The organism is Pseudomonas sp. GW821-FHT02B10 (assembly GCF_059421865.1).
This window is the reverse complement of the sequence record NZ_JBWKVU010000007.1, coordinates 75,000-101,993: the sequence shown is the minus strand read 5'-3', so window position 1 is coordinate 101,993 and position 26,994 is coordinate 75,000. Positions and strand designations below refer to the sequence as shown.

Genomic DNA, 26,994 nt, shown 5'->3' with positions numbered 1-26,994 from the left:
GCGCGCTGCACTGTTGCCCTATCCGCCGTCTGCGCGAGCAAGCCCGCGGTACGGGTTACTGCTGTTGTAGAGCGCTGTAGCCTTCGAACGCGGTCTGCTGCTGGATCGCGGTGACGATGTTCTTGCGCGTGGCCGGCTGTTCGTTGCCGTCCTTGTCGAAGAACACTTCGCTTTCCAGTTCCGCTTCGTCGCCTTCGCCGACAAAGGCGAAACCGAGGAACTCGAAGGCTTCACGGTCGACGTTGGCCTTGGAGCGCGGGCGGATCGGCAGGGTGACGCTGATGCCGTCCTTGCTGATGGCGAACACTTCCATTTCCTTCTTGGCCCGCGAGGCCTTGCTCTTGCCGCCACCCGGGCTGCTGATGGCCTGGTGGGTCTGGTTCAGCACCTTCAGCGCCAGGCCGTAGACCAGCTCCTGGAAGCTCGGGTCGTCCTTGTAGCTGGACAGGATGCGGCTGATCGGGAACTTGCTGCTCAGGTCTTCCAGGGCGGCGCTGTCGGCGGCCTCGGCGTCCTTGAGCTGTTTGAGCTGGCCCATGAGTTCATAGGCGCGGTCGTCGTCGAAGCGGTCGTGAGCCTGGCGGATCTCGGCGCGCAATTCGCGGATCTGGTCGCTTTCCTTGGTGGACTGGAAAGCGTCGAGGACCATCTCGCTGATGGTCTTGGCCTGGGAGACATGCTGTGAAAGATTGATGGCGTTTTCGTATTCCGCTTTGGACGACAAGGCGTTTACGGATTCTTCTGTATTGGAATCGGACATTGATATTTCACTACTTCGTTTAACTGGAAATGAGGCTAGAAAAGCACCGGGCCTTTTCAGGGCGCCTAATTTATGGGACCGAGGCCCCATTGTCACGGACCAACGGACCGGTGCGAAAAGGCGTGGCTCTACTGACCCGCGATCGCCGGGAAAATTCCGGCGCCGATCATCCCTGGCGGGCGTTCGCGGGGCAACGCCTCTGCCGCATTTCCTTCAGCGTCGCGCCTGCTGGTGAAACTCGGCGAACGAGACCATGCGCTGGCGCGCCGGGTCCCACAGCTTGAGCCGCAGGCAGCGGTAGATATCCCGCGGGTGCAGTGAGGTGGTGATCGGCGATTGCAGCGCGGGGATCGCCGCCATGGCTTGCGGCAGGCGGTAGAAGGGGATGCCCGAGTTGGCGTGGTGCACATGGTGGTAGCCGATATTGGCGGTGAACCAGGCCATCAGTGGGCCGGTGCGCATGTAGCTGGAGGAGAACACCGCGGTGGCCGCGTAGTCCCAGTCGGCGCGCTCAGGGTAACGCACGCCGGGGAAGTTGTGTTGGCAGTAGAACATGTAGGCGCCCAGCGCCGAGCCGGACAGGCTGGGGACCAGCACCCCGTACAGCAGGATGTCCGGCGCCAGCAGCGCCAGGGCGACGGCGCTCGCCAGGTTCAGCGCCAGGGCCAACAGCGACCACAGACGATGCCGCGGCTGGGTGATCAGCGAGACCAGGCAGATGCTGAAAATAAAGATACTGAATGACGCCAGCAGGATCATCAGCGGGTGCCGGGCGATGCGATAACGCACGCGCTTGAGGCGCCCGGCCCGGGCATATTCCTCGGTGGACAGCAGGGGAAAGGTGCCCAGGTCAGTGTGAGTAGAGAGCAGCGGCAGGCGTTTTTTCTGCGCGCCGACATACTGGCAGCTGTGCCCGTGGTGGTAATCGTGGGACTGCTTCCACAGTGTCGGCGGGGCCATCAGCAGCAGGCCGAAGGTCTTGAAAAACACCTCGGCAAAACGCGAGCCCTTGAGGATCGCACCGTGCATGTAGTCGTGGTACAGCACGAACATGCGCACCAGGGACAAGCCCAGCAGCACGCTGCACCCCAGGCGCAGCGGCCACCACAGCGGCAGGGCAACGGCCGCGCCGAACAGCCCGATCACCAGCAGCGTCGAGTAGAAATGCCACCAGCTCAGGCGGCGGTTTTCCACGGTGAAGGGCAGGGTCTGGCGAATCAGCTCCTTGCCATAACGCGCCAGTTGCTCGCGGTCCAGGCCGTCGGTGGGCCAGGGGATGGCCCCCGGCTGGTGTGGCTCCTGGCCTGCGCTGGCACGGCAACAAGCAGAGGCGGTCGAGGTGTCCAGGGTGCGCATGCTTGGTGCTCTCCTTAGCCGATAACCGCTTCGTCGGAGCTGTGCTGCAGGAACAACTGCGGCCGCCGGTCCTTCCACGGGCGTGCCTGTTCCAACTGGCCGGCCAGGCGGAACAACAGGCCTTCCTCGCCAAAGGCGGCGCTGAGCATCAGGCCGATCGGCAGGCCCTCGGCGTTCCAGTGCAGCGGCAAGGAAATCGCCGGTTGCCCCGAGGCGTTGTGGATGGCGGTGAACGGGCTGTAGTCGATCAGCGGGCCGTAGGTGCTTTCCAGGTCGCTGGAATGGATATCCACTACGCCATTGCGCAGCGGCGGCCGGGCCAGGGTCGGGGTCAGCCAGCAGTCGTAGGTCTGGTGGAAACGCGCCATTTCCCGACCCACCTGCTGCAACACCAGCTCGGACATCTGGTACTCCACCGCGCTGACGCCAAGGCCACGTTGATGCACGGCCTGGGTCAGGTTTTCCAGCTCGCCGGGCAACGGGCCGCGTCCCAGTTGCAGGCTCATCAGTTCCACGGCGAAGGCAATGCCGGAGAACCACAGGGCGCTGAAGGCTTCGGCGAAGCTTTGCAGGTCCAGCTGCGGCGCGGCTTCTTCCACATGGTGGCCGAGGGATTCGAGCAGGCGCACGGTGCTTTCCACCGCCGCGATGCAGTCGGGGTGCAGCGGCCGCCCGGCCGGGTCGGTGCTGGAATAGGCGATGCGCAGGCGTCCCGGTTCGCGACCGAGCTGGTCGAGAAAACGCCCCTGCATCGGCGGCGCGCGATACGGGTCGCCCGGCACCACGCCATGGGTGGCATCGAGCAGGGCGGCGCTGTCGCGCACGCTGCGGGTCAGCACATGTTCGTCCAGCAGGCCGCTGAGCAGCTCGCCGAAGTCCGGGGCCAGGGAGTTGCGCGCCCGGGTCGGCTTGAGGCCGACCAGGCCGCAGCAGGACGCGGGAATGCGGATCGAGCCGCCGCCGTCGTTGCCATGGGCCGCCGGGACCATGCCGGTGGCCACCGCGGCGGCCGCGCCGCCACTGGAGCCGCCGGTGGAATACTCCAGGTTCCACGGGTTGCGCGCCGGGCCATGGAAGGCGCCTTCGGTGGTGGGCAGAATGCCGAACTCCGGGGCGTTGGTCTTGCCGACGAACACCAGCCCGGCCTGGCGAAAACGCTTCACCAGCTCACAGTCCTGGGGCATGACCCGCGCTTGCAGCATGCGCGAGGCGAGGGTTGAAGGCAGGTCCTGGCAGTCGCCGAGGATGTCCTTGAGCAGGAACGGCACGCCGTGCAGCGCGCCGGTCGGCGGCGCCTTGTCCTGTGCGGCGGCCTGCGCCCGGGCTTTGTCGTAGGCTTTGTAGACCACGGCGTTGACCGCCGGGTTGAAGGCTTCGATGCGGCGTATGGCTTCCTCCAGCAGTTCGGAGGGGCGTACCTGCCCGGTCCTGACCAGATCGGCCAGGCCGACCGCATCGAAGGTGGCGTATTCGCTAAAAGACATCCTGTTCTCCCGTGCTGCGCACGCTGCTGGCGATACCGGGGCGCTCCCGCTCCGGCCTGGGTTTGATGACATGGCCGGTTACACAGGCCCGGCTTGCACGGGCCTGGATATCGGCTTCACATCCTTGGAAAAGGCTGATGACTGCAAGCGGCATGGCAAAAAGCCATGCATGCATCGAGCTGTGAGGCGAATATGCGCCGGGGGCGGAAATTGCGGGTATACGCCGTTCGGAGTATTAACTTCGACTGCGCGCTCCCAGAGGATGATCAAGCGTAATGGATGCGCAAGGCCGCAGATTTCGGGCCTTGCGGGAGATGGCTAAGTACGGCTGCCTGGACACAAAATAATGACTACGAACGACCACGATAGCGACGTTCCGTATGCGAATTTTTCGGAATGTCTGCAGCTTCACGCCCATACGATCCCGGACCGATTGGCCTATCGTTTTCTGCACAACGGGCGAGACGAAGAAACCCTGATCACCTTCTCTGAACTGGACCGCGCGGCCCGAGCGGCGGCGGCCCGGTTGCAGGGGCATTGCCAGGCGGGGGACCGGGTGCTGATCCTGCTCAAGCCAGGCCTGGACTATGTGATCGCCTTCATGGGCTGTCTGTATGCCGGGCTGGTGGCGGTGCCGGCCTATCCACCGGGGGCGACCAAGACCCTGGACCGGCTGGATGGCATCATCGATGACTGCCAGCCGACGGCGGCACTGGCCAGTGGCGAGGATGTCCCGACCATCCTGGCCCGGCTGGGGCAGGCGCAGAGTCCGCGGGTGCTGGACATGGCGAGCCTCGACCTGGCCCTGGCCAGCGAGTGGCGGGCCGTCCCGGTAACCCGGGACGATATCGCCTTTTTGCAATACACCTCCGGCTCCACCGGGATTCCCAAAGGAGTGGCGGTGACCCACGGCAACCTGATTCACAATTCGCGCAGCATCAGCCGCGGTTTTTTGACCCACAAGGACAGCCACCTGGTCAGCTGGCTGCCGCCGTATCACGACATGGGGTTGATCGGCGGCATCCTGCAATCCTTGTTCGTCGGCTTCGGCTCGACGCTGCTGGCGCCGATCCACTTCCTGCAACGGCCGCTGCGCTGGTTGCAGGCCATCAGCACCTACCGCGGTACCGTCAGCGGCGGGCCGAACTTCGCCTATGAATTGTGCCTGCGCAAGATCAAGGACGAAGAGCTGGCCGGCCTCGACCTGAGCAGCTGGGAGGTGGCGTTCAACGGCGCCGAGCATGTGCGGGCGCAGACCATTGCCGCCTTTCATGAGCGTTTCGCCCGCGCCGGTTTTGCCAGCACCTCGGCCTTTCCCTGCTACGGGCTGGCCGAAGGCACGCTGATGGTCAGCGCCGGCGGCAGCAAGCGCGAGCCGGTGATCCGCCAGTTCCATGCCGGCTTGCTGGAGGACAATGTGGCACGCCTGCATGAAGGACCGGGCAGCGACGCCGAGTTGCGCCTGCGCACCCTGGTCAGCAGCGGTCGCGGCATTCCCGGGCAGGGCCCGTTCATCTGCGACCCGCACACCGAGCAGCCGCTGGAAGACGGGCGGGTCGGGGAGATCTGCATCCTCGGCGACAGCGTCGCCAGCGGTTACTGGCAGCGCCCGGAGAGCACCGCCGCGGCCTTTCGCCCGGCGCCGCCGGCGCTCGGCTGGTCGCGCTACTTTCGCACCGGCGACCTGGGCTTCCTGCTCGACGGAGAGCTGTTCGTCACCGGGCGGCTCAAGGACCTGATCATCGTCAATGGCGTCAACCATCACCCTGGTGATATCGAGAACACCGTGCTGCGCACCCATGACAGCTTTCGCCCGGACGGCACCGCGGCCTTCAGCATCGAGACCGGCGACAGCGAGCAGGTGGTGATCGCCCAGGAAATCGAACGGCGGGCCTTGCGCAGCCTCGACCTGCCGCAGCTGTTCAGCGACTTGAAAGCGCGGCTGTGGCAACAGCACCAACTGGCGCGGCCGGTGCTGTTGCTGGTGTTCGGCGGGTCGTTGCCGCGTACCTCCAGCGGCAAGATCAAGCGCCAGGAGTGTCGCAAGCAGTTCGCTCCCTGGCTGGCGGCACTCGATGATGCCGCGCCGGCCGAAGCCCATCCGCTGGACAAGTCGGTGGTCGCGGTGGAGAGCAACGGCCGGGTATTGCGTGACATCACCGTCGACAGCCAGGTCGTGGAAGCATGACCAGTCTATCGATCGGCCCGGTGCATGCGCCCAAGCCCGCGGCGCTGCTGTTCGCCCAGCCGGCCTTCTGCGAACCGCGGCTGGAACTGGCCAGCCGCCCGCGGTCGGTGCTGTCGTTGCCGCCCACCGACAGCCAGCAACGGCTGCAGTTGACCAGCGTGCTCAACTGCATCACCTCGGCGCGCAGCATCGCCGAGCTGACGCAGCAGACCCAGCTGGCGCTGCCGCAGATCCTGCCGTGCGAGAACTTTGTGTTCGCCAGCGGCAGGGTCCGCGCGCACCGGGTGTTCTTTTCGCACCTGATTCATCCGGACAGCCTCTCCGATGACCTGATCAAGGCTATCGTCGGTCGCGACGGCATGATTCCGCCGCTGGGCATCGACCCCATCGAGCACTGTGGGCGCCCCAAGTTCACCACCCTGGAGCGGCTGGGCAACTCGCCGGACCAGGTGTGGGCGAAGATCTTTCGCGAACACGGCATACGCAACCTGGGCTGGACCCTGCTGCCCGGATTGCACCGCAACACCTTCACCGGCTACTTCTTTCACAACATCTCGGCCACCGTGGCCCACGAAAGCAAAATGCGCATGATGGTCTTCGCCCCGTACCTGCACATCGCCCTGAACCGGGCGCTGGGCAGCAAGCTGTTGCGCCACAATCCGGGGCCGAACCATCAACTGTTGTCCATCCTGTCCAGCCGCGAAGCGGAGATTTCGCGCTGGGTGGCCCGAGGCAAGACCAACTGGGAGATTGGCCAGATCCTCGGCATCAGCGACAAGACCGTGAAAACCCACCTGCAGAACATCTTCTCTAAACTCCAGGCGTCGAGTCGGGCGCAGATCGCGGCGTTGTTCTGCGACGAGTGAGTGCTGCCTGCCTGTCTTTCATCCGGTAACCCTTCCACAGTGCTGACGGGGGTCAGTGCTTCGGCGTCGCCTGCGCCTCTGTAGGAGCGGCCGGTCGACGCTCGATTGGCCGTGATGGTGTCCGTTTGGGGGCTGCATTTTTTGGATGGTGTACATATCCATTCTTGGCTGGCGGCAGGGGGAGGCTTCTGTAGGAGCGAGGCTTGCCCGCGATGACGATGGTCGCCTCGCTGGGGATGTTGGTCGGTGTACATATCCATTTCTGCGGTAACGGCCACTTAGGGTTCCGCCCTTACGGCGGGTCACTTTTTTTCAAACGCCGGAATGCCGGCCCAGCAAAAAGTAACCAAAAAACGCTTGCCCCTGCATACGGCCTTCGCTGCGCTCAGGTTCCCTCGCTCCGGCGTCCATCAGGGGGCATCGACTCCGGTCGGCTTCGCTTAGACCTCCATACGATGTCCTCGACTGCGTCGAGGGGCGCTGCGCGCCATCCCCCTGATGAACACCTCCACTCGGCCTCCCGATGGGGCGGGTAGATCAAAAGCCAAAGCTGCGCCATGCGCGACCTGCCGGTCGGCGCTAAACCTGTAGCCGCTGCCGAGCCTGCGAGGCTGCGATCGACTGCGCAGCAGGCGCAGGGATCTTGAGACCGCTGGAGAACCTTCGGTCCTATCGCAGCCTGCGGCAGCGGCTACAGGGCTCGCTACTCCTTACGGAGTATTGAGCTGAACCGGCATGACGCCGAGCATCGGGGTGTAGCAAATAGCCTGCTCCGTCGGGTTATCCACACTCAAAACGCGTTTGCATCATGACGCCTGCCCAAGCGTTGATCCGCTGGTTTCACCACGCGGTTGGCGCGGGCCAACGGCCATGCAAAGGAAGCGAAATACGCTGGGAGGCGACTGTGCACATAGACGAAATAACCTTTGTCGTGACCGAAACCCTGGCCAGCCTGCTGGAGGTCGATTCCGGGTCGCTGGACGTCGAGCGCTCGTTCCACGAGATGGGCGTCGACTCGGTGCTGATCGTCGGCCTGTCCGCCGAGTTCGAGGACCGTTTCGGCATCTCCCTGGACCCTGAGCTGGCCTACCTGCACGACACCGTGAGCAAGGTCAGCCAGCACCTGTACGGCGTCATCAACCAGGGCGCGCTTGGCGCGGTGGGGGAGGTCAGTCATGGCTGATTCATTGCTCAATATCACCCGCCAGGAACTGCTGGAATTCGTCGGCCTCAACGAGACCGTGGTGCGCGCCCAGGGCACCCGCATCGAGACCGCCAGCGGCCAGACCCTGATCGATTTCGTCGGCCAGTTCGGCGCGGTGCCCTTCGGTTATGGCGCGGCGCCTATTACCGAGGCGATCCACACCTTTCTCGCCAGCGGCCAGGCCTCGCTGGTCCAGCCGCTGATCAACCCCGGCGCCGAAGAACTGGCGCGACGCCTGATCGAGCTGGCGCCCGGCACCCACTCGAAGGTGACCTTCACCACCAGCGGCGCGGAGACTGTTGAAGCGGCGATCAAGCTGTGTCGCGCCGCGACCCAGCGCGAGCTGGTGATCGGCACCCTGACCGGTTTTCACGGCAAGACCCAGGGCGCGGTCGGGGTCACCGGCAAGGCCACTTACCGCGAGCCGTTCCAGATCCGCGCCGACGGTTTCAGCCATGTGCCCTATGGTGACCTGGAGGCCCTCGAGGCGCTGCTGAAAACTCGACGCGCCGCGGCCTTTTTCGTCGAGGCGGTGCAGGGCGAGGCGGGCATGATCACCCCGCCGCCAGGCTACCTGCTGGCGGCGCAGAACCTCTGCCGCCAATACGGCACTTTGTTCGTGCTCGACGAGATCCAGACCGGACTGGGCCGCACCGGCGAGCTGTTCGCCGCCACCGCCCACGGTCTGGAGCCGGACGTGGTGCTGTTGGCCAAGGCCTTGGGCGGCGGCGTCGCGGCCATCGGCGCGTGCATCTACGGCGAGCAGTGCTGGAGCCGCGATTTCGACCGGCACCACAGCTCCACCTTCGCCGTCAACGGCTTCAGCGCTGCCATCGGCCTGGCCGTGCTCGACCAGCTCACCGCCAACGACGGCGCCCAGCTCAAGCATGCGGCGCAGCAGGGCGCCTACCTGTACGCCGGGCTGTCGCGTCTGGTGCAGGACTATCCCGAGGTGTTCCACAGCCTCGACGGCCGCGGCCTGATGCTCGGCCTGAAATTCCGCCGCTGGAGCGGCGAGCGCCTGTATACGCTGTCCCTGGCCAGCGCTTTCGGCGCCCTGGTGCCGATCGTCTGCGGCTACCTGAAAAGCCGGCATGGCGTGTACTGCCTGCCGACCCTCACCGAAGGCAACGTGCTGCGCATCCAGCCGCCGCTGTGCATTGAGCGCGCCGATATCGACCTGCTGCTCGAAGGCCTCAAGGCGGTGGCGGAACTGGTGGTGCATAACCAGCAACACCGCTTGATTCTCGAAGCCCACGGTTATGCCGGGCCACGGGGGGCCCTGAGCCCCTGGATCGCACCGGGCAAACCACGCAGCAGCGGGCGTTGCCTGGGGCGCTTCGCCTTCCTGCTGCACCCGACCACTGCCGAGAGCGTGAATGGCGACAGCGTGGTGGATGGCCTGGGGCTGTCGGCGGCGGAAAAAACCTTTATGCAGGGCTGGCTCGACGACTTCTCCGAATGGGCCAAGCCCGACCTCGACGCCGGGGTGTCCTATCACGCCCGCCGGGTCTACAACGATGTCGGCGACTACGTCGAAGGCTGGCTGGTCGGCAGCCTGCTGCAACCGCGCGACCTGATGCGCCTGAGCCTGGGCAAGCGGCGCAAGCTGCTGGCCAACTACCTGGACAGCGTCGCCGAGCTGGAGGTGGATTTCGTCGGGCTGGGGGCCTACACCTCGGTGATTTCCAGTGCCGGCGTGGATGTCATCAACGAGCGGTTCCACACCACCACCGGCAACAGCCTGACGGCCATGGTCGGTGTCGATGCGCTGCTGAGCACTTGCGCCAACCGCGGCGCGCCGCTGGCCAAGCGCCTGACCGGGGTGATCGGTGCCTACGGTTCGGTGGGTCGCCTGGCCAGCCTGCGCCTGGGGCGCTTCTGCGAGCACCTGGTATTGCTCGGCAATGGGGCTAATCGGGGCGCCATGGACGAGCTGCGGCTGGTGGCCGGCGAGTTGTATCGCGATGCCTTGCTGCAGATCCAGGGCGGCCACAGCAGCGGCATCGCCAAGACCCTGGTGCTGCTCCTGCCAAGCCTGGCCAGTGTCGAGCAACTGCTGGATCGCGACCTTGGCGACGAGGAGCAATTGCGTACGCTGTTCGACAGCGTCGACGCCCTGGCCCAGGGCAAGCCGCAGGTGCAGCCGCCGCTGGTGATCACCGCGGACCTGGGCCACTGGCTGCCGCGCCTGGAAACCGTGCTCTCGGCGACCTCCAACGGCTCGGCCTTTATCGATCCGCTGGTGCTGCATCAGAACGCGATCATCTGCGACTGCGCGCAGCCGCCGGACATCGGCCACGTCACCCTGGCGCTGCGCCCGGACGTCACGGTGATCGAAGGCGGCCTGATCCATCTGCCCGACCGCAGCCAGCGTTTCGGCCAGCAGAACCTCACCGGTCTGCCCACGGGCGTGACCTTCAGCTGCCTGGCCGAAACCATGGTCCTGACCATGGCCGGCCTGCAGCGCGACTACAGCATCGGCAAGCGTCCTCCACTGGAGGATGCCGAAGCGATCTTCGACCTGGCCCGAGCCTTCGGTTTCGCCCCCGCGGTGGAGCAGTTGATCGAAAAAGCCGGTTAACCCTGACAACGAGAAAGGAGTCCACACCATGTCGATGCACAACGCCCGCAACGCCACCGAGAAGTACCTGCCGGGCCTGCTCGCCGCCCTCCGGGAGCGCGGCCTGATGGCCCTGGAGCAAGCCGATCCGGCCGTGCTCTGCGGGTTGTTTCGCGACTACCGCGCCGCCGGCCTGATCATCCCCGAGACCTACGGCGGCCTCGGCGCCTCGCCGGAGGAAACCGTGGAGATCCTGCGCGCCATCGGTTCGCTGTGCCCGTCCCTGGCGGTGATGATGACCATGCATCACCACACCATCGCCACCATCGTGCAACTGGGCGGGTTGATCCCGGCGGCGGAAGAGCTGCTGTGGGGCATCACCCAGGACCAGTTGCTGATCGCCTCGGCCTTCGCCGAGGGCAAGCCGGGCTCGGAGATCTTCAACCGCAGCGTCAAGGCGCGGCCGGTGGAGGGCGGTTTCGTCCTCGACGGCAGCAAGAAGCCCTGCACCATGAGCCACCACATGGACGTGATCGTGGTCGGCGTCGCCTGTGAACAGGACGACGGCAGTGTCAGCCAGGGCTTTGCCGTGGTCTTTGCCGATGGCAGCACGATCACCCGCGAACCCTTCTGGAACGCCACGGTGCTACGTGCCACCGACAGCAACGAACTGGTGTTCAACGGCGTGTTCGTGCCCAGCGAGCGCATGCTGCTGGCCGACGGCGCCGACAGCGAAGAAGTGGCCGCCACCGCCATGGAAACCTCGCTCAACGGCCTGAGCTGGTTCCAGCTGATGGTCGGCGGCAGCTACCTGGGCGTGGCTTCGGCGCTGGTCGACCGGTTGCTGAGAAAGCCCTTCGCCGACCCCGCGCAACTGGCCCTGCTGTGCATCGAGCTGGAGGGCGCCCATCAGGCGCTGCTCGGCACCGCCGGCGAATTGCAGGCACAACAGGATGCGCCGATGAACACCTACCACAAGGCGCTGTGCACGCGCTTCCTGGTGCAGGCGGCGATCGAGCGGGCGACCAACCTCAGCGTCGAGCTGTTGGGTGGCATGGCGTTCATCGCCTCCGACGAAGTGGCCTATCTGCTGGCGGCCTCCCGGGCGATCGGCTTCCACCCGATCTCCCGCAGCGCCGCCACGCCGTTGCTGGCGCAGTTCCTGCGCGAGTCCTACAGCGCCTGATTCGCCTGCTACCGCAGCCGGAGCTTCGGCGCCCCTGGCGTCGCTCCGGCCTCGGCAACATGCCTAATGGAGTAGAAGCATGAGTAGCGATTTTCTCTATCCGCCGCGCCCGGCCAATGTCGGTCGCGGGTTTCACTGCCTGGCTATTCCGCTGTTCAGCCTGCTGCTGGTGTTCAACACCGCGGCCATCGCTGTGATTCTGACCCTGTCATGCACCTTGCAGGCCGGGCGCCGGTCGTTGTCGTGGCTGCCGGGCATGAAGGCCCTGGGCAACTGGCTGGTGACGAGCTATCACCGCTTGTTGCAACCCCTAGCCGACCGCTTGCTCAAGGACCCGCGGGACGAGCCGATCCTGGCCGCCGCCATCAGCCTGGGCCTGACCGCCGGGCCGGTGTTCATCGCCCAGCTGTGGCTCAAGGAAATCTCCTGGCTGCTGGTGCTGCTGTTCTACGCCTTCGTCTATGGGCCGAACATTCGCGGCTTTGTCCGCTCCTTCAGCGCCATGCATCAGGAAGGCCATGTGCCCGGCGGCATCTTCAAGCGTTCGAGCCTGCTCGATCGCTGGGTCGGCAATTCCTTCCTGTACATGTTCTTCGCCATTCCCATGGGCCTGATCCCCCATGCGGCGGCGCACCTGCAACAGCATCACCGGGAAAACGCCGGGCCGCTGGATGTCTACGCCACCGCGCGCTACGACCATGCCAGCGCCTGGGATTTCGCCGTGTATATGGTGCGCGAGGTGATGTACCAGCAGTTCATGGTTTCGCCCTGGCTGTACTTCAAGAGCAAACACAAGCGCAGCCAGGCCCGGGCCATGGTCATGGGCAACCTGGTGCATGTCGGGCTGTTCGTCGCGCTGGCGTGCTACAGCCTGCCGATCGCGGTGTTCTACATGCTGGTGCCCTGGTGCGCGAGCAACTTCCTGATGGGCGTCATCCACTGGAGCCAACACGCCTTCTACGGCGGTCAGCAAGACCCCAAGGACTGGATGTACAACACCGTGACCCTGCTGGAAACGCCGGTGAATATCCTCAACGAGGGTTACCACGCCTGCCACCATCACTGGTCTGTCGGCCACTGGTCGGAGAGCCCGGCGCTGTTCGAGCGGCTCAAGCCGGAACTGGCGGCCGCGGGTTCCATGGTGTTTCGCGACCTCAGCGTATTCGGCCTGTTCGTGCTGCTGATGCTGCGCCGCTTCGATGCGCTGGCGGACAAGCTCGACTGGTGGCAGCCGCTGGACCACGCAGAGAAAGTCCGCCTGCTGCAATTCCGGGTGCTGCCGGCGCCCATCGCGGCCCATGAACATGCCCATCAACGGCGCCTCGCCACACCGCGCAACGCCGACGAACCCACCCCCGCGCACAGCGCCCTGGGCCAGCCATGAACCGTCCCCTGACTTTGAAAGTCGCCGCCATCGAACGGGAAACCGACGATGCGGTGACCATTCACCTCAAGCAGCCGCTGCTGCGCAAAGTCCGCTACAGCGCCGGGCAGTACCTGACCCTGGAGGTCGACGTCGACGGCGCCAAGGGCTGCCGCGCCTATTCCATCAGCAGCACGCCGGGGCTGGACAAGACCCTGTCGATCACCGTCAAGCGCGTGGCCGGCGGCAAGGTTTCCAACCGCCTGGTGCAGGAGCTGAGCGCCGGCGACGCGGTGCAGACCCTCGGCACCCACGGCCGCTTCACCTTCGCCCCGCAGCCGGGCCGGGGGCGGCACCTGGTACTGCTGGCGGCGGGCAGCGGGATCACGCCGATCTTCTCGATCCTCAAGTCAGCACTGCACTTCGAGCCGGATGCCCAGGTGTCGCTGATCTACGGCAACCGCAATCAGCAGTCGGTGATCTTCCGCGACAAGCTCGACCAGCTGCGCCAGACCTTCGGCGAGCGTTTGCAGCTGGTGCATGTGCTGTCGCGGCCGGACACCCCGGGGGCCCACGAAGGACGCCTGACCCGGCAGCGGGTGATCGACATTCTCGGCGCGCTGCCCGGCCCGCAAGCCCGCGAATACTACAGCTGCGGCCCCAGCGGCATGATGGACGAGGTGACCGCCGCCCTGGAGGCCCTGGGCATCGCCCCGGAAAGCGTGCACCAGGAGCGTTTCACCCCGGCCAAGGCGCCAGTGGCCAGCGGCGACACGGAAAAACGCGTGGAGCTGCTGATGCAGGGCCAGGCGTTCAGTTTCACGGTCGCCCCGGGCCAGACCCTGCTCGACGCGGCCCTGGCCAGCGGCGTGCAGCCACCGTTTTCCTGCCGCAGCGGTTTCTGCACGGCCTGCGTCTGCACCCGGTTGGCGGGGCAGGTACGCATGCGCGAGGACCATGGGCTGTCGGCGGACGAACTGAACCGGGGCCAGGCACTGTTGTGCGTGGGCTATCCATTGACGGACGACGTGCGCCTGCAAGTCGATTAGCGATACAGACAGAGGAAGGTCAATTCATGAATCATTCAACCCACCACGCCGCCGAGGACGAACTGCGGCTGGCCAAGCGCGCCGAACTGCGGGTCGACCGCGAGCGCCAGGCCCAGCTGCAGGCACTGATGCAGCTGCAGCCGCTGAAGTTCGTGCTCTGGTCGGTACTGCATGTGCTGGTCTGGTGCGCGGCCGCGCTGTACATCCTGCTCGGCGACAACCCCTGGGGCCTGGCGCTGGCGGTGCTGGTGCTGGGCAACCAGCTGCATGCCTTCACCGTGCTGCAGCACGATTGCGGGCATGCCAGCGGCTTTCATTCGGCGGCGCTGAACCTGTGGGTCGGGCGCTTCATGGCCTGGTTCATCGTGTTCCCGTTTTCCTCCTTCACCGAGTGCCACAAATACCATCACCGCTACCTGGGCGATCCGGACAAGGACCCCGACGACTGGAACTACACCGGCGGGGTGAAGTGGATGTTCCTGCGTATCGCCGTGTTCGTGCCGCGCTTCATCTACTTTTCCCTGGTGCGCTACGGCAAGGCGGTGCGCAACCGGGTGCTGCGCGAGCTGGCGTTCAATCTGCTGTCGATGGCGGCGATCGGCGCCTGGTGCTACAGCCAGGGGCTGATGCTGCAATTCGTGCTGATTTTCATCGTGCCGCTGCTGTTGCTGGCGCTGGTGATCAACCCGATTTCCCGGGGCTACGAGCACTTCCCCATGGCCACCCTGGCGGTTGGCGACCCGGAGCGCCTGGACCTGGCGAAGAACACCGTGACCGTCAGCGACCGGCTGATCGGCCTGTTGTGGGCCAATATCAACTACCACGTCGAGCATCACATCTACCCCGGCGTGCCCTTCGTCAACCTGCCGCGGCTGGCGGCGCTGCTGGACAACAAGCCCTACCTGCGCGACCGCTGGCTGCTGGCGCGGATGTTCGCGCGACGTCCGGTAACAACTTGCGCCGAACCTCGGCGAGCGGCGTGAGCTACATTTACAGCGCCCGAAGGAGCGCCACTCACCGAGGATTCACGGATGACCTGTATTTTCTGCCAGATCGCGGCCGGCGAATTGCCCAGTGCCCTGGTCTATCGCGACACCCACTGCATGGCCTTCATGGATGTGCATCCGCTGGGGCAGGGGCACTTGCTGCTGATCCCGCTGGCCCATGTGGAAAAACTCGAGCAACTGCCCACGGTCATCCGCCAGCACCTGTATCAGGTGTTCGATACCTTGCTCGCCGCCCAGCGGCGCGCCGGCTTCGGGGTGGAAGGCACGCACCTGATCGTCAACGACGGCAAGGCCACCAACCAGCACATTCCCCACGCCCACCTGCACCTGGTGCCGCGGCAAAGGGGCGATGGGCTGGGTTTCGGCCTGCGCATGTTCATGCACTTCACCGGCCTATTCGGCCGCCGCACGCCCCTGCAGACCCTGCGCCGCCAGGCCCTGGTGATTGCCGCCGAACTCGACCCGCAGGCGTTGGAGAACCTGGCGCACCGGACCAGCAGGCTGCACGCAACGTCAACCTAACCGCCAGGGCCGGTGAGCGGCCCACCCTCGATCCACAGAACTTCGGAATGAACAGCCGTGCATGCGCTGCGGGCGGTCTCGCCCGGCGTTTGTGCCGCCAGGAGTCAGGAACATGAGTGCGCTACTTCAGGAGCAGGCCGACCCCGCGCGGGTCTATCGGGTCGTGATCATCGGCGCCGGCTTCTCCGGCATCGGCATGGCGATCAACCTGCGCCAGCGCGGCGAGCAGGACTTCCTGGTCCTCGAACAGGAAGCCGGCGTCGGCGGCACCTGGTGGGTCAATCAATACCCGGGCTGTGCCTGCGATATTCCTTCCCACCTCTATTCGTTTTCCTTCGAGCCCAACCCCGACTGGTCGCGACGCTTTTCGCCGCAGCCGGAGATCCGCGACTACCTGCGGCACTGCGCCGACAAGTATCAGGTGCTGCAACACTGCCGCTTCAACACCGCGGTCACCGGCCTGCGCTGGCTGGAAGAGCGCGCCCTGTGGCAGGTGACGGATGCCCGTGGCGGCGTGCGTTTCGCCCAGGTGGTGGTGGCCGGCACCGGGGCCTTGTCGACCCCGGACTATCCCCGACTGCCGGGGCTTGAGCGCTTCAAGGGCCGGGTCTTTCATTCCCAGCATTGGGACCATGACTACGTCCTGGCCGGCAAGCGGGTGGGGGTGATCGGCACCGGCGCCTCGGCGATCCAGTTCGTGCCGCAGATCCAGCCGCGGGTGGCCAGCCTGGCGGTGTTCCAGCGCACGCCGCCGTGGATCATCCCCAAGCCGGACCGGGCCTTTTCCACGACCGCCCAGCACCTGCTGCGGCGTTTTCCCGCGGTGCAGCGGCTGTTGCGCGGGTTGATCTACACCGCCCATGAAACCCGGGTATTGGGTTTCGTGTTCAACCCGCGACTGATGGCCCTGCACAAATGGCTGGCGCTCAACCTGCTGCGGCGCCAGGTCAAGGACCCGGAACTGCGCCGGCGCCTGACCCCGGACTACGCCATCGGTTGCAAGCGCATCCTGCTGTCCAACGATTATTTTCCGGCGCTGGCCCAGGCCAATACCCGGCTGGTCACCAGCGGCATCCGTGAAGTCACCGAGGACGCGCTGATCACCGTCGACGGCCAGCGCCATGCCCTGGATGCACTGATCTTCGGCACCGGCTTCAAGGCGCGCACGCCGTTCCCGGCGGGGATGATCCTCGGGCGTGGCGGGGTGGACATAGTCAACACCTGGCAGCAGGGCAGCGAAGCCTACAAGGGCACCACGGTCAGCGGCTTTCCCAATCTGTTCCTGTTGATGGGGCCCAACACCGGCCTGGGGCATAACTCCATCGTCTACATGATCGAGTCGCAGATCGCCTACATCCTCGGCGCCCTGGACACCCTGCAACGCCTGGGCGTGACCAGTGTCGATGTCGATCCGCAGGCCCAGGCGCGTTTCAACCAGGGCCTGCGCCACCGGCTGCGCGGCGCGGTATGGAGCGTCGGCCATTGCCAGAGCTGGTACATGGACCCCGACAGCGGGCGCAACGTCGCCCTGTGGCCAGGGTTCAGCTGGCAGTTCCGCCAGCAGACCCGTTATTTCGATGCCGAGGCCTATCGCCTCACCTCGCACCCCCAAGGAGTGAAACCATGAGCCATCCGGGCAAGAGCGTGTTTGTGTTCGGCCTGTACATGTTGTTGCTGGGCGCCGCGTTGGTGCTGGCGCCGAACCTGTTGTTGCCGTTGTTCGGCTTCGCCCTGACCGATGAGGTGTGGATCCGGGTGATGGGCCAGTTGGCCTTGTACCTGGGCGTCTATTACGTCTGGGCCGGCTACACCGAGCGGCGCGAGTTGATGGCCCTGACGGTGGCGATCCGTCTGTCGGTGCCGGTGTTTTTTGCCGCCTTCGTCGCCGCCGGGCTGGTGTCGCCGGTGCTGTTGCTGCTGGCCTTGCCGGACCTGTGCGGCGCGTTGTGGACCTGGCGCGCGCTGAAGGCTGAGCGGGTTTCCCGCCAGTCGCTGGGTAACGCCTGACCCCGCTAGTCTTCTGTTGCTTTGTCCCGCCAGCTAACCCTGGCGGGGTACTCCTTTGCAGTGATTACCGCGCGGCTGCATCCCCTCCATACTCGCCACCAGCCCTGGCGGGTGACACCCATGTGGCGTCCGGAGACCTGCCGACACTTCAAAGGATCCACGATGAAGATTGAACTGATGCAACTGGCCGGTCGTGACGGCGACACGGCCTACAACCTCGAGCGGGTCCTGCAGGGCATTGCCGACTGTGATGACGACATCGACCTGCTGGTCTTCCCGGAAACCCAGATCAGCGGTTTCGCCAACCAGCAGCAACTGGCCGAGGTCGCCGAGCCATTGGACGGGCCGAGTATCCAGGCCGTATTGCGGGCGGTGCGTGCCAAGGGGGTCGCGGTGGTGGTCGGCATCGCCGAAAAAGCCGCCGGCCATTACTACAACACCTCGCTGCTGGTCACCCCCGAAGGGGTGGCGACGAGTTATCGCAAGACTCATCTGTGGCCCGACGAGCGCGGCCTGTTCCAGTCCGGTGACCGTTACACCACCGTGCTCTGGCGGGGCGTGCGGGTCGGCCTGCTGATCTGCTACGACATCGAACTGCCGGAAAGCGCCCGCGCCCTCGGCCAACTGGGCGCCGAGCTGATTCTGGTGAGCAACGGCAACATGGACCCCTACGGCCCGGTGCACCGCACCGCGATCATGGCCCGTGCCCAGGAGAACCAGGCCTTCGCGGTGATGGTGAACCGCGTCGGCAGCGGCACCGGCGGCCTGGTGTTCGCCGGCGGCAGCGCGCTGGTCGATCCCTTCGGCCGGCTGCTGTTCGAGGCCGGCCGCGACGAGTGCCGGCAGGTGGTGCAGCTCGACCTCGGGCAACTCAAGGCCGCTCGCCGCGATTACGACTACCTGCACGACCGGCGTCTGCAACTGTCCGGCGAATACGTCGAGCACGCCGATGGCCGTCGCGAGCTGTTGATCCCTTAAACCCCATCGCTGTTTTTCCGCCGCTTTCGGCCCTGCCATAACAATCCATAATCAGCAGGCGAGGCGCACGTCCCTTGGGCGGGTGCCAACGCTCGGAGTCCTCAGATGAAAGCTATCCGCTGTTTGCCCCTGGCCCTGGCCGCACTGTTCGGTTTCGCTACGGCCCAGGCCGCCGAACCGAGCGTGCATTTCTACAACTGGTACGACTACATCGCCCCGGACACGCCCGGACAGTTCCACAAGGAAACCGGCATCAGCGTGCTGCAGGACACCTTCGACAACAGCGACGTGATGCAAAGCAAGCTGATGGCCGGGCGCAGTGGTTATGACGTGGTGGTGGCCAGCAGCGACCTGCTGCCGAACCTGATCAAGGCCGGGGTGCTCCAGGAACTGGACCGCAGCCAGCTCGGCAACTGGTCGCACCTGGACCCCGAGATGCTGGCCAAGGTGCAGAGCAACGACCCTGGCAACCGCTTCGCCGCACCCTACCTGTGGGGCACCACGGGCATCGGTTATGACGTCGACAAGGTCAAGGCGCTACTCGGCGACCAGGCGCTGGTGGACTCCTGGGACCTGATCTTCAAGGAAGAGAACCTGGCCAGGCTCAGCCAGTGCGGGGTGGCCATGCTCGATGCACCGAACGAAATAATCCCCATCGCCCTGCATTACCTGGGCCTGCCCTACAACAGCCAGAACCCCGAGGATTACAAGAAGGCCGAGACCTTGCTGCTCAAGGTCCGGCCGCATATCCGCTACTTCGATTCGTCGAAGTTCATCTCCGACCTGGCCAACGGCAACGTCTGCGTGGTGGTGGGCTGGAGCGGCGGGGTGTTCGATGCCCAGGTCGCCTCGCAGAAGGCTGACAACGGCCGCCGTCTGGTCTACAGCATTCCGCGCGAAGGCGGGCCGGTCTGGGTGGAGAACCTGGTGTTGCTCAAGGACGCGCCGCACCCACAGGATGGCCTGAAGTTCATCGACTACCTGTTGCGTCCGTCAGTGATTGCCCAGTCTTCCGACTACCTGGGCTACCCCAACGCCAACCGCGATGCCACGGCGCTGGTGGAGCAGAAAGTCCGCGACAACCCGGGTGTCTATCCGTCCAGGGAAGTGATGGCCACGCTGTTCCCGCTGGAACCGCTGCCGCTGAAAATGGAACGGGTGCGTACCCGGGTCTGGAGCAAGGTCAAGACCGGGAGCTGAGCCGGGGGGAGTGGACAGCCATGCTGGCCAAGGGGAAAGGGGCGTCACGCAAGGAAGGAGCAGAACTGGCTACATCCGTGTAGCCAGTTCCGAAGGGTCGGTACTACGCATTGTTCAATGAAGCTCCTGAGCAAAGTCGCAGTGAGCCAGGCGGGATACCTCGATTCATATCCACAACGGGTTCTTCATCGAACTCGAACCCGCTGCCTGAACGCCCTGTGTCGCTATTACTTGAGCGTTACATCGAGCATCGGCGGGATGTAACCGTAGTCGTACTCAGCCACCACGAAGGTCTGTTGCCCTTTGATCCTGATCCCGACCGTCGGTGCTTCGGTACCGCCGATACGAATCTGCGTGCCGCTTTCGTCGGTCGGTACGCTGTCGATAAAGGAGGTCACCAGGCCGTTGGGCATCACACAGTGCGAGTAGGTCTGGAACGGCTGGGAGGACGGGTTGCCCAGCACCAGGCCGGAACCGTTCAACGGCACGTAGGGACCGAACAGCGAATCGGCGACAAAACCGTACACCCCGTCCGGCCCGGTCACGCCGTCGGCATAGGTGAAGGTGTGGCTGATGGTGAACAGGTAGTACTTGCCGTCCTGGAACACGAAGTGCGGGCGTTCGGTCTGGTCGTTGACGCCGACCGCGGTCAGCAGCGGCGGCAGCATTTCCCAGTCGTCGCCGTCTTCGTCACGGGCCACGGCGATACCGACGCAGGCGGTCTGGAAACGGGAGTTGCCGACGTCTTCATAACCTGGCGGCACGTCGCCGATTTCTGCTTCGCCCACTGTGTGCGAGCCGCGCTCGCCGGCCACGTTGCCTTCGAACAGCATGTACAGCTTGCCGTCGTTGGGGTCGCGGAACGGCCATGGATCGCGGAAGCCCCAGAAGGGGTTCTGCGCTTCGGTCTGGTACATCTTGCCGTCGGCCTCGAACAGCGGCTTGACCTTCTCGAAACCGACCATGCTGACGCCATGCTCGGTGGTCACCACCCGGCCGCGCACCTTGACGATGGTCGCGCCTGGCGTGACGGCGGTGTAGTACAGGTCCACTTCACCCTGTTCGTTCAACAGGATCGGCGTGCCGGCCCATTCGCGAACCGTGGGCGAAACCCCTTCGGCCATCACCCGGCCACCCAGTTCCCAGTCCTTGCCGGTACGGGAAAACCAGTAGTACATCTTTGCCCGACCATGGCGGTCGTTCCAGTCGCGGGTGATGTCGTAGTTGCCATTTTCGTCGATGTACTGCGGGTCGTTCGGATGACGATCCGCGGTCAGGGTGAAGATCACCGACCAGCCGTCGACGGAGGTTATGTTTCCGTCCAGGTCGCGCAGCGGCATGGTGTCCCAGATAAACACCTCGTTGCTCAATACCGGGAAATCCGCGCTGACCAGTGGCTGGGTCGTGGTGGGATCGTCCGCATGGACTTTCAGCGCATCGGCGCGAGTCCAGAGGCTGGGTTGATGGGGTGTTTTGCCGAATTTTTCAGTGTTGCTTTTCATAGGTAATACCTCGTCCGTGAATGGATTCACATAAATGCTCATCAAAAAATACTGTATGTGCATACAGCAATTTCACCTTAAGCGAGGCGATTTTTCGGGTCAAGGGTAAATTTGCATTTATGCATAATTGCCGTTTTTGCTGGAGCTGATACGTTTCAGCTTGTTGTGTTTCCAGAAGTTTGTTTTTCGGCCTGATCAGCGACGATGCCAGCAAAATGCGTGCTTGGAACCGCTGGTCGGTCCGAGGGGCAGGGAAGGGGAAAGGAGGGAGACGGAACCAGGTAAAGGGTGGGCGCCGAACCTGGGCGGATCGGTCAACGCCGCCGAGCGCTGCGAACATTGTCGCTGTCATGGCGCGGACGTAGCCTGAGCCCTCGTCGCCTGAATCACGGTCAGCAGAGGGGGATAGCTCTCATGAAGGGTGCAATCGACGCATGGGCACAACCGGCCAACGGCCGGGCGCGGCTGTTGCTGCCGGAGGTGGCGCGGCTGTTCGAGAAGTCAGGTTCCGCGCATTGGCTGGACCAGCCGCTGAGCATCGAGCAGACCGTCGAGCTGATGGACCAGGCCGGGGTCGAGAAGCTGATGCTGGCGGCCTGGTGCCGGCCGGAGCGCTGGGTGTTCAGCAACGATGAAATCGCCGCGTTCACCCGTGCCTATCCCGAACGTTTCGTCGGCGTGGCCACGGTGGACCTGAGCCGGCCGATGGCGGCGCTGGCCGAGCTGGAGCGGGCGGTGGGCGAGCTGGGCTGCAAGGCGCTGCGCATCGTGCCCTGGCTGTGGAAACTGCCGCCCAACCACCGCCTGTACTACCCGCTGTACGCCAAGTGCGTGGAGCTGGGCATTCCCTTCTGCACCCAGGTCGGCCACACCGGCCCGCTGATGCCTTCGGAAACCGGGCGGCCGGTGCCTTATCTGGATGAGGTGGCGCTGGATTTCCCGGAACTGCGAATCGTCGCCGGGCACATCGGCCATCCCTGGACCGACGAGATGATCGGCCTGGCCTGGAAGCACGACAATATCTACATCGACACCTCGGCCTACCTGCCGGCCTATTACCCGCCGCAGCTGCTGCATTTCATGCGCAGCTACGGGCAGGACAAGGTGTTGTTCGGCAGTAATTTCCCGCAGTTGCCGTTCGCCAAATGCATGCAGCAGGTCCAGGCCCTGGAGCTGCCGGAGCCGGTGCGGGACAAGTTCCTGCAGGGCAATGCGCGGCGGGTGTTCGGCTTGTAACGCAGCGCCTCAGGCGTGGTCCTGGTAGCGGCGTCGGCTGAAAAACAGCGAGCTGCCCATGGTCACCAGCGCCACGGCGGCCAGCCCGGTATCGATATCGCCCAATATGAGGGGCAAGAACAGTATCCACAGCAGCCCGGCCAGACCCATGGCCAAGCCTGTCCATTTCCTCAGCGGGTAAGGCTTCATCCAGTAGTACAGCGGCATCAGCAGCAGGTATAGCAGTAGAAAGGGGATGTACTGCTTCATGAGTCTTGCTCGCCGCGGCCGAAGATTCCTGGGCTGGCGGCCGTGGGCCGCTCTCTGTAGCTGGGGCATGTCATGTTGCGCTTCCTTGTCGATGGCATGAGGGGCGCCAGTGTCCATGGCGAGCGGCTTTTGTGCAAACGCGCGGTGTCATGCCAACCGCGCCAGGCAGCCCTCGAGAATATCCAGCCCTTCTTCCAGCACCTGCGGTTCAATGGTCAGCGGCGCCAGCAGGCGGATGATGTGCCGCGACTTGCCGCTGGGCATCAACAGCAGGCCGGCGTCCCGCGCGGCGCTGAGCAGCGCGCTCAGTTGCTCCGGGGCCGGCGAGCCGTCGGCCTTGACCAGCTCGATGCCGCGCATGGCGCCAACCCCGCTCAGGCGCCCTAGATAAGGCGTCAGGCGCTCGGCCCGCCAGCGCTGGTAGCGGCTGACGATGGCCTGCTCCTGGCGTTCGCCCCAGGTTTGCAGATTGTGATCGCTCATCTCGTCCAGGGTCGCCAGGGCCGCCGCGCAGGCGATGGGGTTGCCGGAATAGGTGCCGCCCAGGCCGCCCTTGGGCAGGTTGTCCAGCAGCGCCTTGCGTCCGAGCACCGCGCCCAGCGGCACACCGCCGCCGATGCTTTTGCCCAGCAAGACCAGATCCGGTTCGATCCCCAGGCGGAAAAAGGCGAAGCGCTGGCCGGTGCGGCCGAAGCCGGACTGGATTTCATCGGCGATCAGCAGGATGCCTTGTTCATCGCAGAAGCGTCGCAGGGCACGGGCGAACTCGACGTCCAGGGCCAGGAAGCCGGCCTCGCCCTGCACCGGCTCGACAATGAAGCAGGCCACTTCGGTAACGTCGATCTCCACGCTGAACAGCCGGTCCATGGCCTTCAGCGCTTCCTCGCAGGTCACGCCGTTGTCCGCGCTCGGGTAGGGCAGGTGATACACCGGGCCGGGCAGTACGCCGATCTTCTGCTTGTAGGGCGCGACCTTGCCGTTGAGGTTGAGGGTGGCCAGGGTGCGGCCATGGAAACCGCCATCGAAGGCGACCACCGCCGTACGCCCGGTGGCGCCCCGGACGATCTTCAAGGCATTCTCCGCCGCCTCCGCGCCGCTGTTGGTGAGCATGCCGCTGACTGGGTAACTCAAGGGCACGAAGCGCGCCAGCCGCTCCATGAACTCCACATAGGGCCCGTGGGGCGCCGCGTTGAACGCGTAGTGGGTCAGCCGGGTGGCCTGCTGCTGGATCGCCGCCACCACCCGCGGATGACAATGCCCCAGGTTGAGCACGCCGATCCCACCGACGAAATCGATGTAGCGCTTGCCATTCTCGTCCCACACCTCGGCATTCTTGCCGTGGCTCAGGCGGATGGGGTGAACGATGGAAATCGACTGGCTGATGCTTTCGCTGCTCATGGGCTAAGGGCTCTGTCTGCCTGGAACATGCGGGCTATCTAAGCCAAGAGCGGGGTGGGGCCGCAAACGAAATAAAGTGCGGGGGTCAGTATGAAAATTCCGGATGTGGGGTGGGGGCGGGATCAGCCGTTAAGCGGCGCGGCGTTCCTGGCCCTGGCCCGGCGCTGACGCAGCAGGGCGACCAGCACCACCAGCACCACGACGCCGAGGACAATCGGCAGGCGATAAGGCTTCAAATCACCGAACAGATGCTCCAGCGCATCGCCGGCCCAGTAGCCGCCGCAGACGAACAGCGTGGCCCAGAGCAGCGCGCCGAGCATGTTCAGCAGGGTGAAACGCAGCGGCGACAGACCGCTGGCGCCGATCACCACCGGGCCGACCCAGCGCATGCCATACATGAAACGCACCGCCAGCACCGAGGTCGAGGGGTAACGCCGGATCAGCCCGCTCACCCGCTCGATGGCGGCCTGCTGGCCCTTCAGGCGCGGCAACAAACGCCCGCCGAAATGCCGCCCGCTCCAGAACAGCAACTGGTCGCCGAACATCCCGCTGACCGTGGCCACGGCAATCACCACCCACAGGTCCAGCACTTGCTGATGCGCCGCCATGCCGCCCAGGATCAGCACGGTTTCGCCTTCCAGCAGGCAGCCGAGGACGATCACCCAGTAACCGTAGGTCGCGAGCAGGGCATGCAGGTCGAGGTGTTCGAACATGGGAATCCGGGAGCTTTTGAAGAGTTAATGGGGTGGTGCGATCAACCGGCTGAACCATAGCGTGTCCGAGCGAATCCGTTGTTGCGAATCGCTCGGCGGGGTTTAGTCTTCCTCCGGCGCCAGCATCCGGGTTTTCGGCGCGCCATTGGCGTTGTGCTGGTAGATCTCCCGGGGCTGGCCGTTGTCGTTGAAGAACACCTGGCCAATGCCCGCCGAGTTCCACAGCCGTTCGCCAGCTTCGCGATGTTCGGGGCTGTAGGGCACCACTCGCATCAGCCGGCGGCGGGTGAACCAGTTCAACGGCGAGCGTGGCGAATACAGCCAGCGGTTGAGGCGGTCGAACCATTCCAGCAGGGTCGGTGGAAACTCGTTCTTGATGCCGCTGCTGGTGATCTGCCAGATCTTCGGGCCGCCCTTGCGGTGGCGGATCAGCACTTCGTAGACGAAGGAGTAATGCACGTCGCCGGAGAGGATCACGTAGTTACCCGGGGTGCGCGAGTGGCGAAAGATATTCAGGATCACCTGGGCCGCGCCGCGGTGGGCCATCCAGTTTTCCGCGTCCACCAGCAGTGGGTGACCGCACCAGCTGAAGACCTTCTGCACCGTCTCGATCAGCTTGACGCCGAACACCGGCGCCGGGGACACGATAATCGCCGACGGGTGATCCAGCAGTTCATGTTGCAGCTCGCTCAGCGCCTCCCAGTCGAGCAGGCCCGAGGGCTGCGCCAGGTTGAACTCGCTGCGCCAGCGCCGGGTGCGGGTGTCCAGCACCACCAGCGCCGGGGTGGTGGGCAGGGTGTATTGCCATTGCTGGAAGCGCAGCAATTCGTCGATCAGGGTGTCCTGGGTGGTGCTGTCCAGGTAGAGCGCATCGCCCTGGGCCTCGGCGCTCAGGGCGCGGGTGTGTTGCAGCGGCGTGGCGAAGGCATCCGGGTTGTTGCCCCAGCCCTGGCACAGCATGTAGGCGATCAGCGCATTGCCGATGATGCGTTTGGAAAACGGGTGGCCGTAGGCGGTTTCTTCCCACTGGGCGCTGAGGTTCCAGTCGTCGGTGATGTCGTGGTCGTCGAAGATCATCAGGCTCGGCAGGTGGGCGAACACCCGCGCCACGCCGCCCAGGCCCTTGGCGAAAGCCTCGATCCGCAGTTGTTCGCGCTGGTAGCGCTGCTGTTCCTTGGCATCCAGCTGTGGCGGTCGTGGATCGATCAGGCGCCAGGGCAGCGGTGACCAGACCAGCAGGTACATGGCCATGACTTCGGCAAAGGTCACCAAATGGTTGTCGGCGCTGCTGCTGGTGAAGATCGGCTTCTTCACCCCGCCGAAGAAACGCTCGCGCAGGGTCTCGTTGCTTTTCAGCGCCGGCAGCAATTCGGCGCGTTTGTAATAACTGGCGCGATGCCGGTAAAGCGCGGCGCTGTCGCTCACCACCGCGCCTTCCAGATGCTCGCCGAACAAGCCCAGGCGCTCGATCAGCGCATGAATCGCCCGCAGCATCGGCCCGGCCACGTCGTCGGCGTACACCTGGTCGCCGGTCATCAGCAGCAGGGCAGGGCGTTGTTGCGGATCGGCTGTTTCCGCCAGCAGGCGATCGACGCAAAGCAAACCCTCGTCCGCCGAATGATGGGGCTTGCGGCAGGAACCGTGGACCAACTGCTGGATGCGGCTGTGCAGCACAAAATCCGGCTGCTGCTTTTGCCCATACAGCAAATGCGGCGCCCACTCGGCGATACCCGAACTGGAGCCGTCGGCGTTGGCGATCAGCAGGTCATAGTCGATGCGCACATCGCAAGGCAGGGGATTGTCCAGCGGCAGATCGATCAGGTGGATAAAAGCGTGCTGGCCTACCGGGATCACCTGGCACTGCTCGGCGCTGAGCGGGTAGTCGCGGATTTGCGCCTCGCTGCCTGCCTGCAAACGCAACGTCAGCTCCAGCGCCCGCGAGCCCGCCAGCCACAGCACCAGCCGCGTGGGTTCCAGGCGGCGCAGCAGGGGGCCGGCGAGGACGCAGGGCAAGGCGATGCTGGAAGCGGTCGATGGCGACGGTTGATACATGCAGGTTCGAGGCTCTTGCGGCAAACGGAGGCGGGGATAGTACCGCAGCCAGTGTCGAAGAGTTGTCAGCGAGTGCTTGGGTTGCTTGGGGGGAGTCGCGCAGAGGGGGGT

The 26,994-nt window shown here is 64.9% G+C and carries 23 protein-coding genes; 14 read left to right on the top strand and 9 right to left on the bottom strand.

Annotated features, from left to right (window positions below; genetic code table 11):
- Positions 1-55 precede the first annotated feature (55 nt).
- The 3 genes from AC07VU_RS16850 to AC07VU_RS16840 form a co-directional block, all read right to left on the bottom strand.
- Entirely contained in the window at positions 56-760 is a 705-nt protein-coding gene (locus AC07VU_RS16850; RefSeq protein ID WP_007929715.1) for a hypothetical protein, read from the bottom strand.
- A gap of 213 nt (positions 761-973) precedes the next feature.
- Positions 974-2,116, bottom strand: a complete 1,143-nt coding sequence (locus AC07VU_RS16845; protein ID WP_495030172.1) for a fatty acid desaturase family protein — start codon at positions 2,114-2,116, stop codon at positions 974-976.
- 14 nt (positions 2,117-2,130) lie between these two features.
- Positions 2,131-3,600 (bottom strand): amidase, encoded by a 1,470-nt coding sequence (locus tag AC07VU_RS16840; RefSeq protein WP_277589556.1) that lies wholly within the window; start codon positions 3,598-3,600, stop codon positions 2,131-2,133.
- Between the two features lie 346 nt (positions 3,601-3,946).
- Between AC07VU_RS16840 and AC07VU_RS16835 the strand changes: the two genes are divergently transcribed.
- From AC07VU_RS16835 to AC07VU_RS16775, 13 genes are all read left to right on the top strand, one after another.
- Positions 3,947-5,788, top strand: coding sequence for a fatty acyl-AMP ligase (locus AC07VU_RS16835; RefSeq protein WP_495030171.1), 1,842 nt, complete (start codon positions 3,947-3,949; stop codon positions 5,786-5,788).
- Entirely contained in the window at positions 5,785-6,654 is an 870-nt protein-coding gene (locus AC07VU_RS16830) for a LuxR C-terminal-related transcriptional regulator (RefSeq protein WP_277589554.1), read from the top strand. Before AC07VU_RS16835 ends, AC07VU_RS16830 begins: the two co-directional genes overlap by 4 nt.
- Before the next feature lie 904 nt (positions 6,655-7,558).
- Complete coding sequence (locus tag AC07VU_RS16825; RefSeq protein ID WP_495030170.1) at positions 7,559-7,837, top strand: acyl carrier protein; 279 nt, start codon at positions 7,559-7,561, stop codon at positions 7,835-7,837.
- A complete protein-coding gene (locus tag AC07VU_RS16820) occupies positions 7,830-10,442 on the top strand; it encodes an aminotransferase class III-fold pyridoxal phosphate-dependent enzyme (RefSeq protein WP_495030169.1) in 2,613 nt (870 codons plus the stop codon). The genes AC07VU_RS16825 and AC07VU_RS16820 overlap by 8 nt, the downstream gene beginning before the upstream one ends.
- 28 nt (positions 10,443-10,470) lie before the next feature.
- The gene (locus AC07VU_RS16815) at positions 10,471-11,607 is read left to right on the top strand and encodes an acyl-CoA dehydrogenase family protein (RefSeq protein WP_053262534.1); all 1,137 of its coding nucleotides are present in this window, start codon (positions 10,471-10,473) and stop codon (positions 11,605-11,607) included.
- A 79-nt stretch (positions 11,608-11,686) separates the two neighbouring features.
- Positions 11,687-12,991 (top strand): fatty acid desaturase, encoded by a 1,305-nt coding sequence (locus AC07VU_RS16810; protein WP_495030168.1) that lies wholly within the window; start codon positions 11,687-11,689, stop codon positions 12,989-12,991.
- The gene (locus tag AC07VU_RS16805) at positions 12,988-14,019 is read left to right on the top strand and encodes a ferredoxin--NADP reductase (RefSeq protein ID WP_053262532.1); all 1,032 of its coding nucleotides are present in this window, start codon (positions 12,988-12,990) and stop codon (positions 14,017-14,019) included. Before AC07VU_RS16810 ends, AC07VU_RS16805 begins: the two co-directional genes overlap by 4 nt.
- A 26-nt stretch (positions 14,020-14,045) precedes the next feature.
- Positions 14,046-15,002 carry a fatty acid desaturase family protein gene (locus AC07VU_RS16800; RefSeq protein ID WP_277589550.1) on the top strand — a complete coding sequence of 319 codons (957 nt, stop codon included), beginning with the start codon at positions 14,046-14,048 and terminating at the stop codon, positions 15,000-15,002.
- A gap of 48 nt (positions 15,003-15,050) precedes the next feature.
- Positions 15,051-15,548: an HIT family protein gene (locus AC07VU_RS16795; RefSeq protein ID WP_009045475.1), complete on the top strand. Its 498-nt coding sequence runs from the start codon at positions 15,051-15,053 to the stop codon at positions 15,546-15,548.
- Between the two features lie 112 nt (positions 15,549-15,660).
- Complete coding sequence (locus tag AC07VU_RS16790; RefSeq protein WP_277589549.1) at positions 15,661-17,175, top strand: flavin-containing monooxygenase; 1,515 nt, start codon at positions 15,661-15,663, stop codon at positions 17,173-17,175.
- Complete coding sequence (locus tag AC07VU_RS16785) at positions 17,172-17,555, top strand: hypothetical protein (protein ID WP_495030167.1); 384 nt, start codon at positions 17,172-17,174, stop codon at positions 17,553-17,555. The genes AC07VU_RS16790 and AC07VU_RS16785 overlap by 4 nt, the downstream gene beginning before the upstream one ends.
- Positions 17,556-17,717: 162 nt before the next feature.
- Complete coding sequence (locus AC07VU_RS16780) at positions 17,718-18,533, top strand: carbon-nitrogen hydrolase family protein (protein WP_495030166.1); 816 nt, start codon at positions 17,718-17,720, stop codon at positions 18,531-18,533.
- A gap of 105 nt (positions 18,534-18,638) precedes the next feature.
- On the top strand, positions 18,639-19,733 hold the full coding sequence (locus tag AC07VU_RS16775; RefSeq protein WP_495030165.1) for a polyamine ABC transporter substrate-binding protein: 1,095 nt from the start codon (positions 18,639-18,641) through the stop codon (positions 19,731-19,733).
- Positions 19,734-19,960: 227 nt separating this feature from the next.
- On the opposite strand, the gene AC07VU_RS16770 is transcribed toward AC07VU_RS16775, so the two are convergent.
- Complete coding sequence (locus AC07VU_RS16770; RefSeq protein ID WP_277589546.1) at positions 19,961-21,235, bottom strand: glycoside hydrolase family 68 protein; 1,275 nt, start codon at positions 21,233-21,235, stop codon at positions 19,961-19,963.
- Positions 21,219-21,575, bottom strand: coding sequence for a hypothetical protein (locus AC07VU_RS16765; RefSeq protein ID WP_125738109.1), 357 nt, complete (start codon positions 21,573-21,575; stop codon positions 21,219-21,221). The genes AC07VU_RS16770 and AC07VU_RS16765 overlap by 17 nt, the downstream gene beginning before the upstream one ends.
- Positions 21,576-21,649: 74 nt before the next feature.
- Here AC07VU_RS16765 and AC07VU_RS16760 point away from each other — a divergent pair, with 74 nt between their 5' ends.
- Positions 21,650-22,471: an amidohydrolase family protein gene (locus AC07VU_RS16760; protein WP_495030164.1), complete on the top strand. Its 822-nt coding sequence runs from the start codon at positions 21,650-21,652 to the stop codon at positions 22,469-22,471.
- Between the two features lie 9 nt (positions 22,472-22,480).
- Here AC07VU_RS16760 and AC07VU_RS16755 read toward each other — a convergent pair whose 3' ends face one another.
- From AC07VU_RS16755 to AC07VU_RS16740, 4 genes are all read right to left on the bottom strand, one after another.
- Entirely contained in the window at positions 22,481-22,720 is a 240-nt protein-coding gene (locus AC07VU_RS16755; RefSeq protein WP_277589544.1) for a hypothetical protein, read from the bottom strand.
- 147 nt (positions 22,721-22,867) lie between these two features.
- The gene (locus AC07VU_RS16750) at positions 22,868-24,118 is read right to left on the bottom strand and encodes a 2-aminoadipate transaminase (protein ID WP_495030163.1); all 1,251 of its coding nucleotides are present in this window, start codon (positions 24,116-24,118) and stop codon (positions 22,868-22,870) included.
- Between the two features lie 122 nt (positions 24,119-24,240).
- Entirely contained in the window at positions 24,241-24,831 is a 591-nt protein-coding gene (locus AC07VU_RS16745) for a DedA family protein (RefSeq protein ID WP_495030162.1), read from the bottom strand.
- 102 nt (positions 24,832-24,933) lie between these two features.
- Complete coding sequence (locus AC07VU_RS16740; RefSeq protein ID WP_495030161.1) at positions 24,934-26,883, bottom strand: alkaline phosphatase D family protein; 1,950 nt, start codon at positions 26,881-26,883, stop codon at positions 24,934-24,936.
- Between the last annotated feature and the right edge of the window lie 111 nt (positions 26,884-26,994).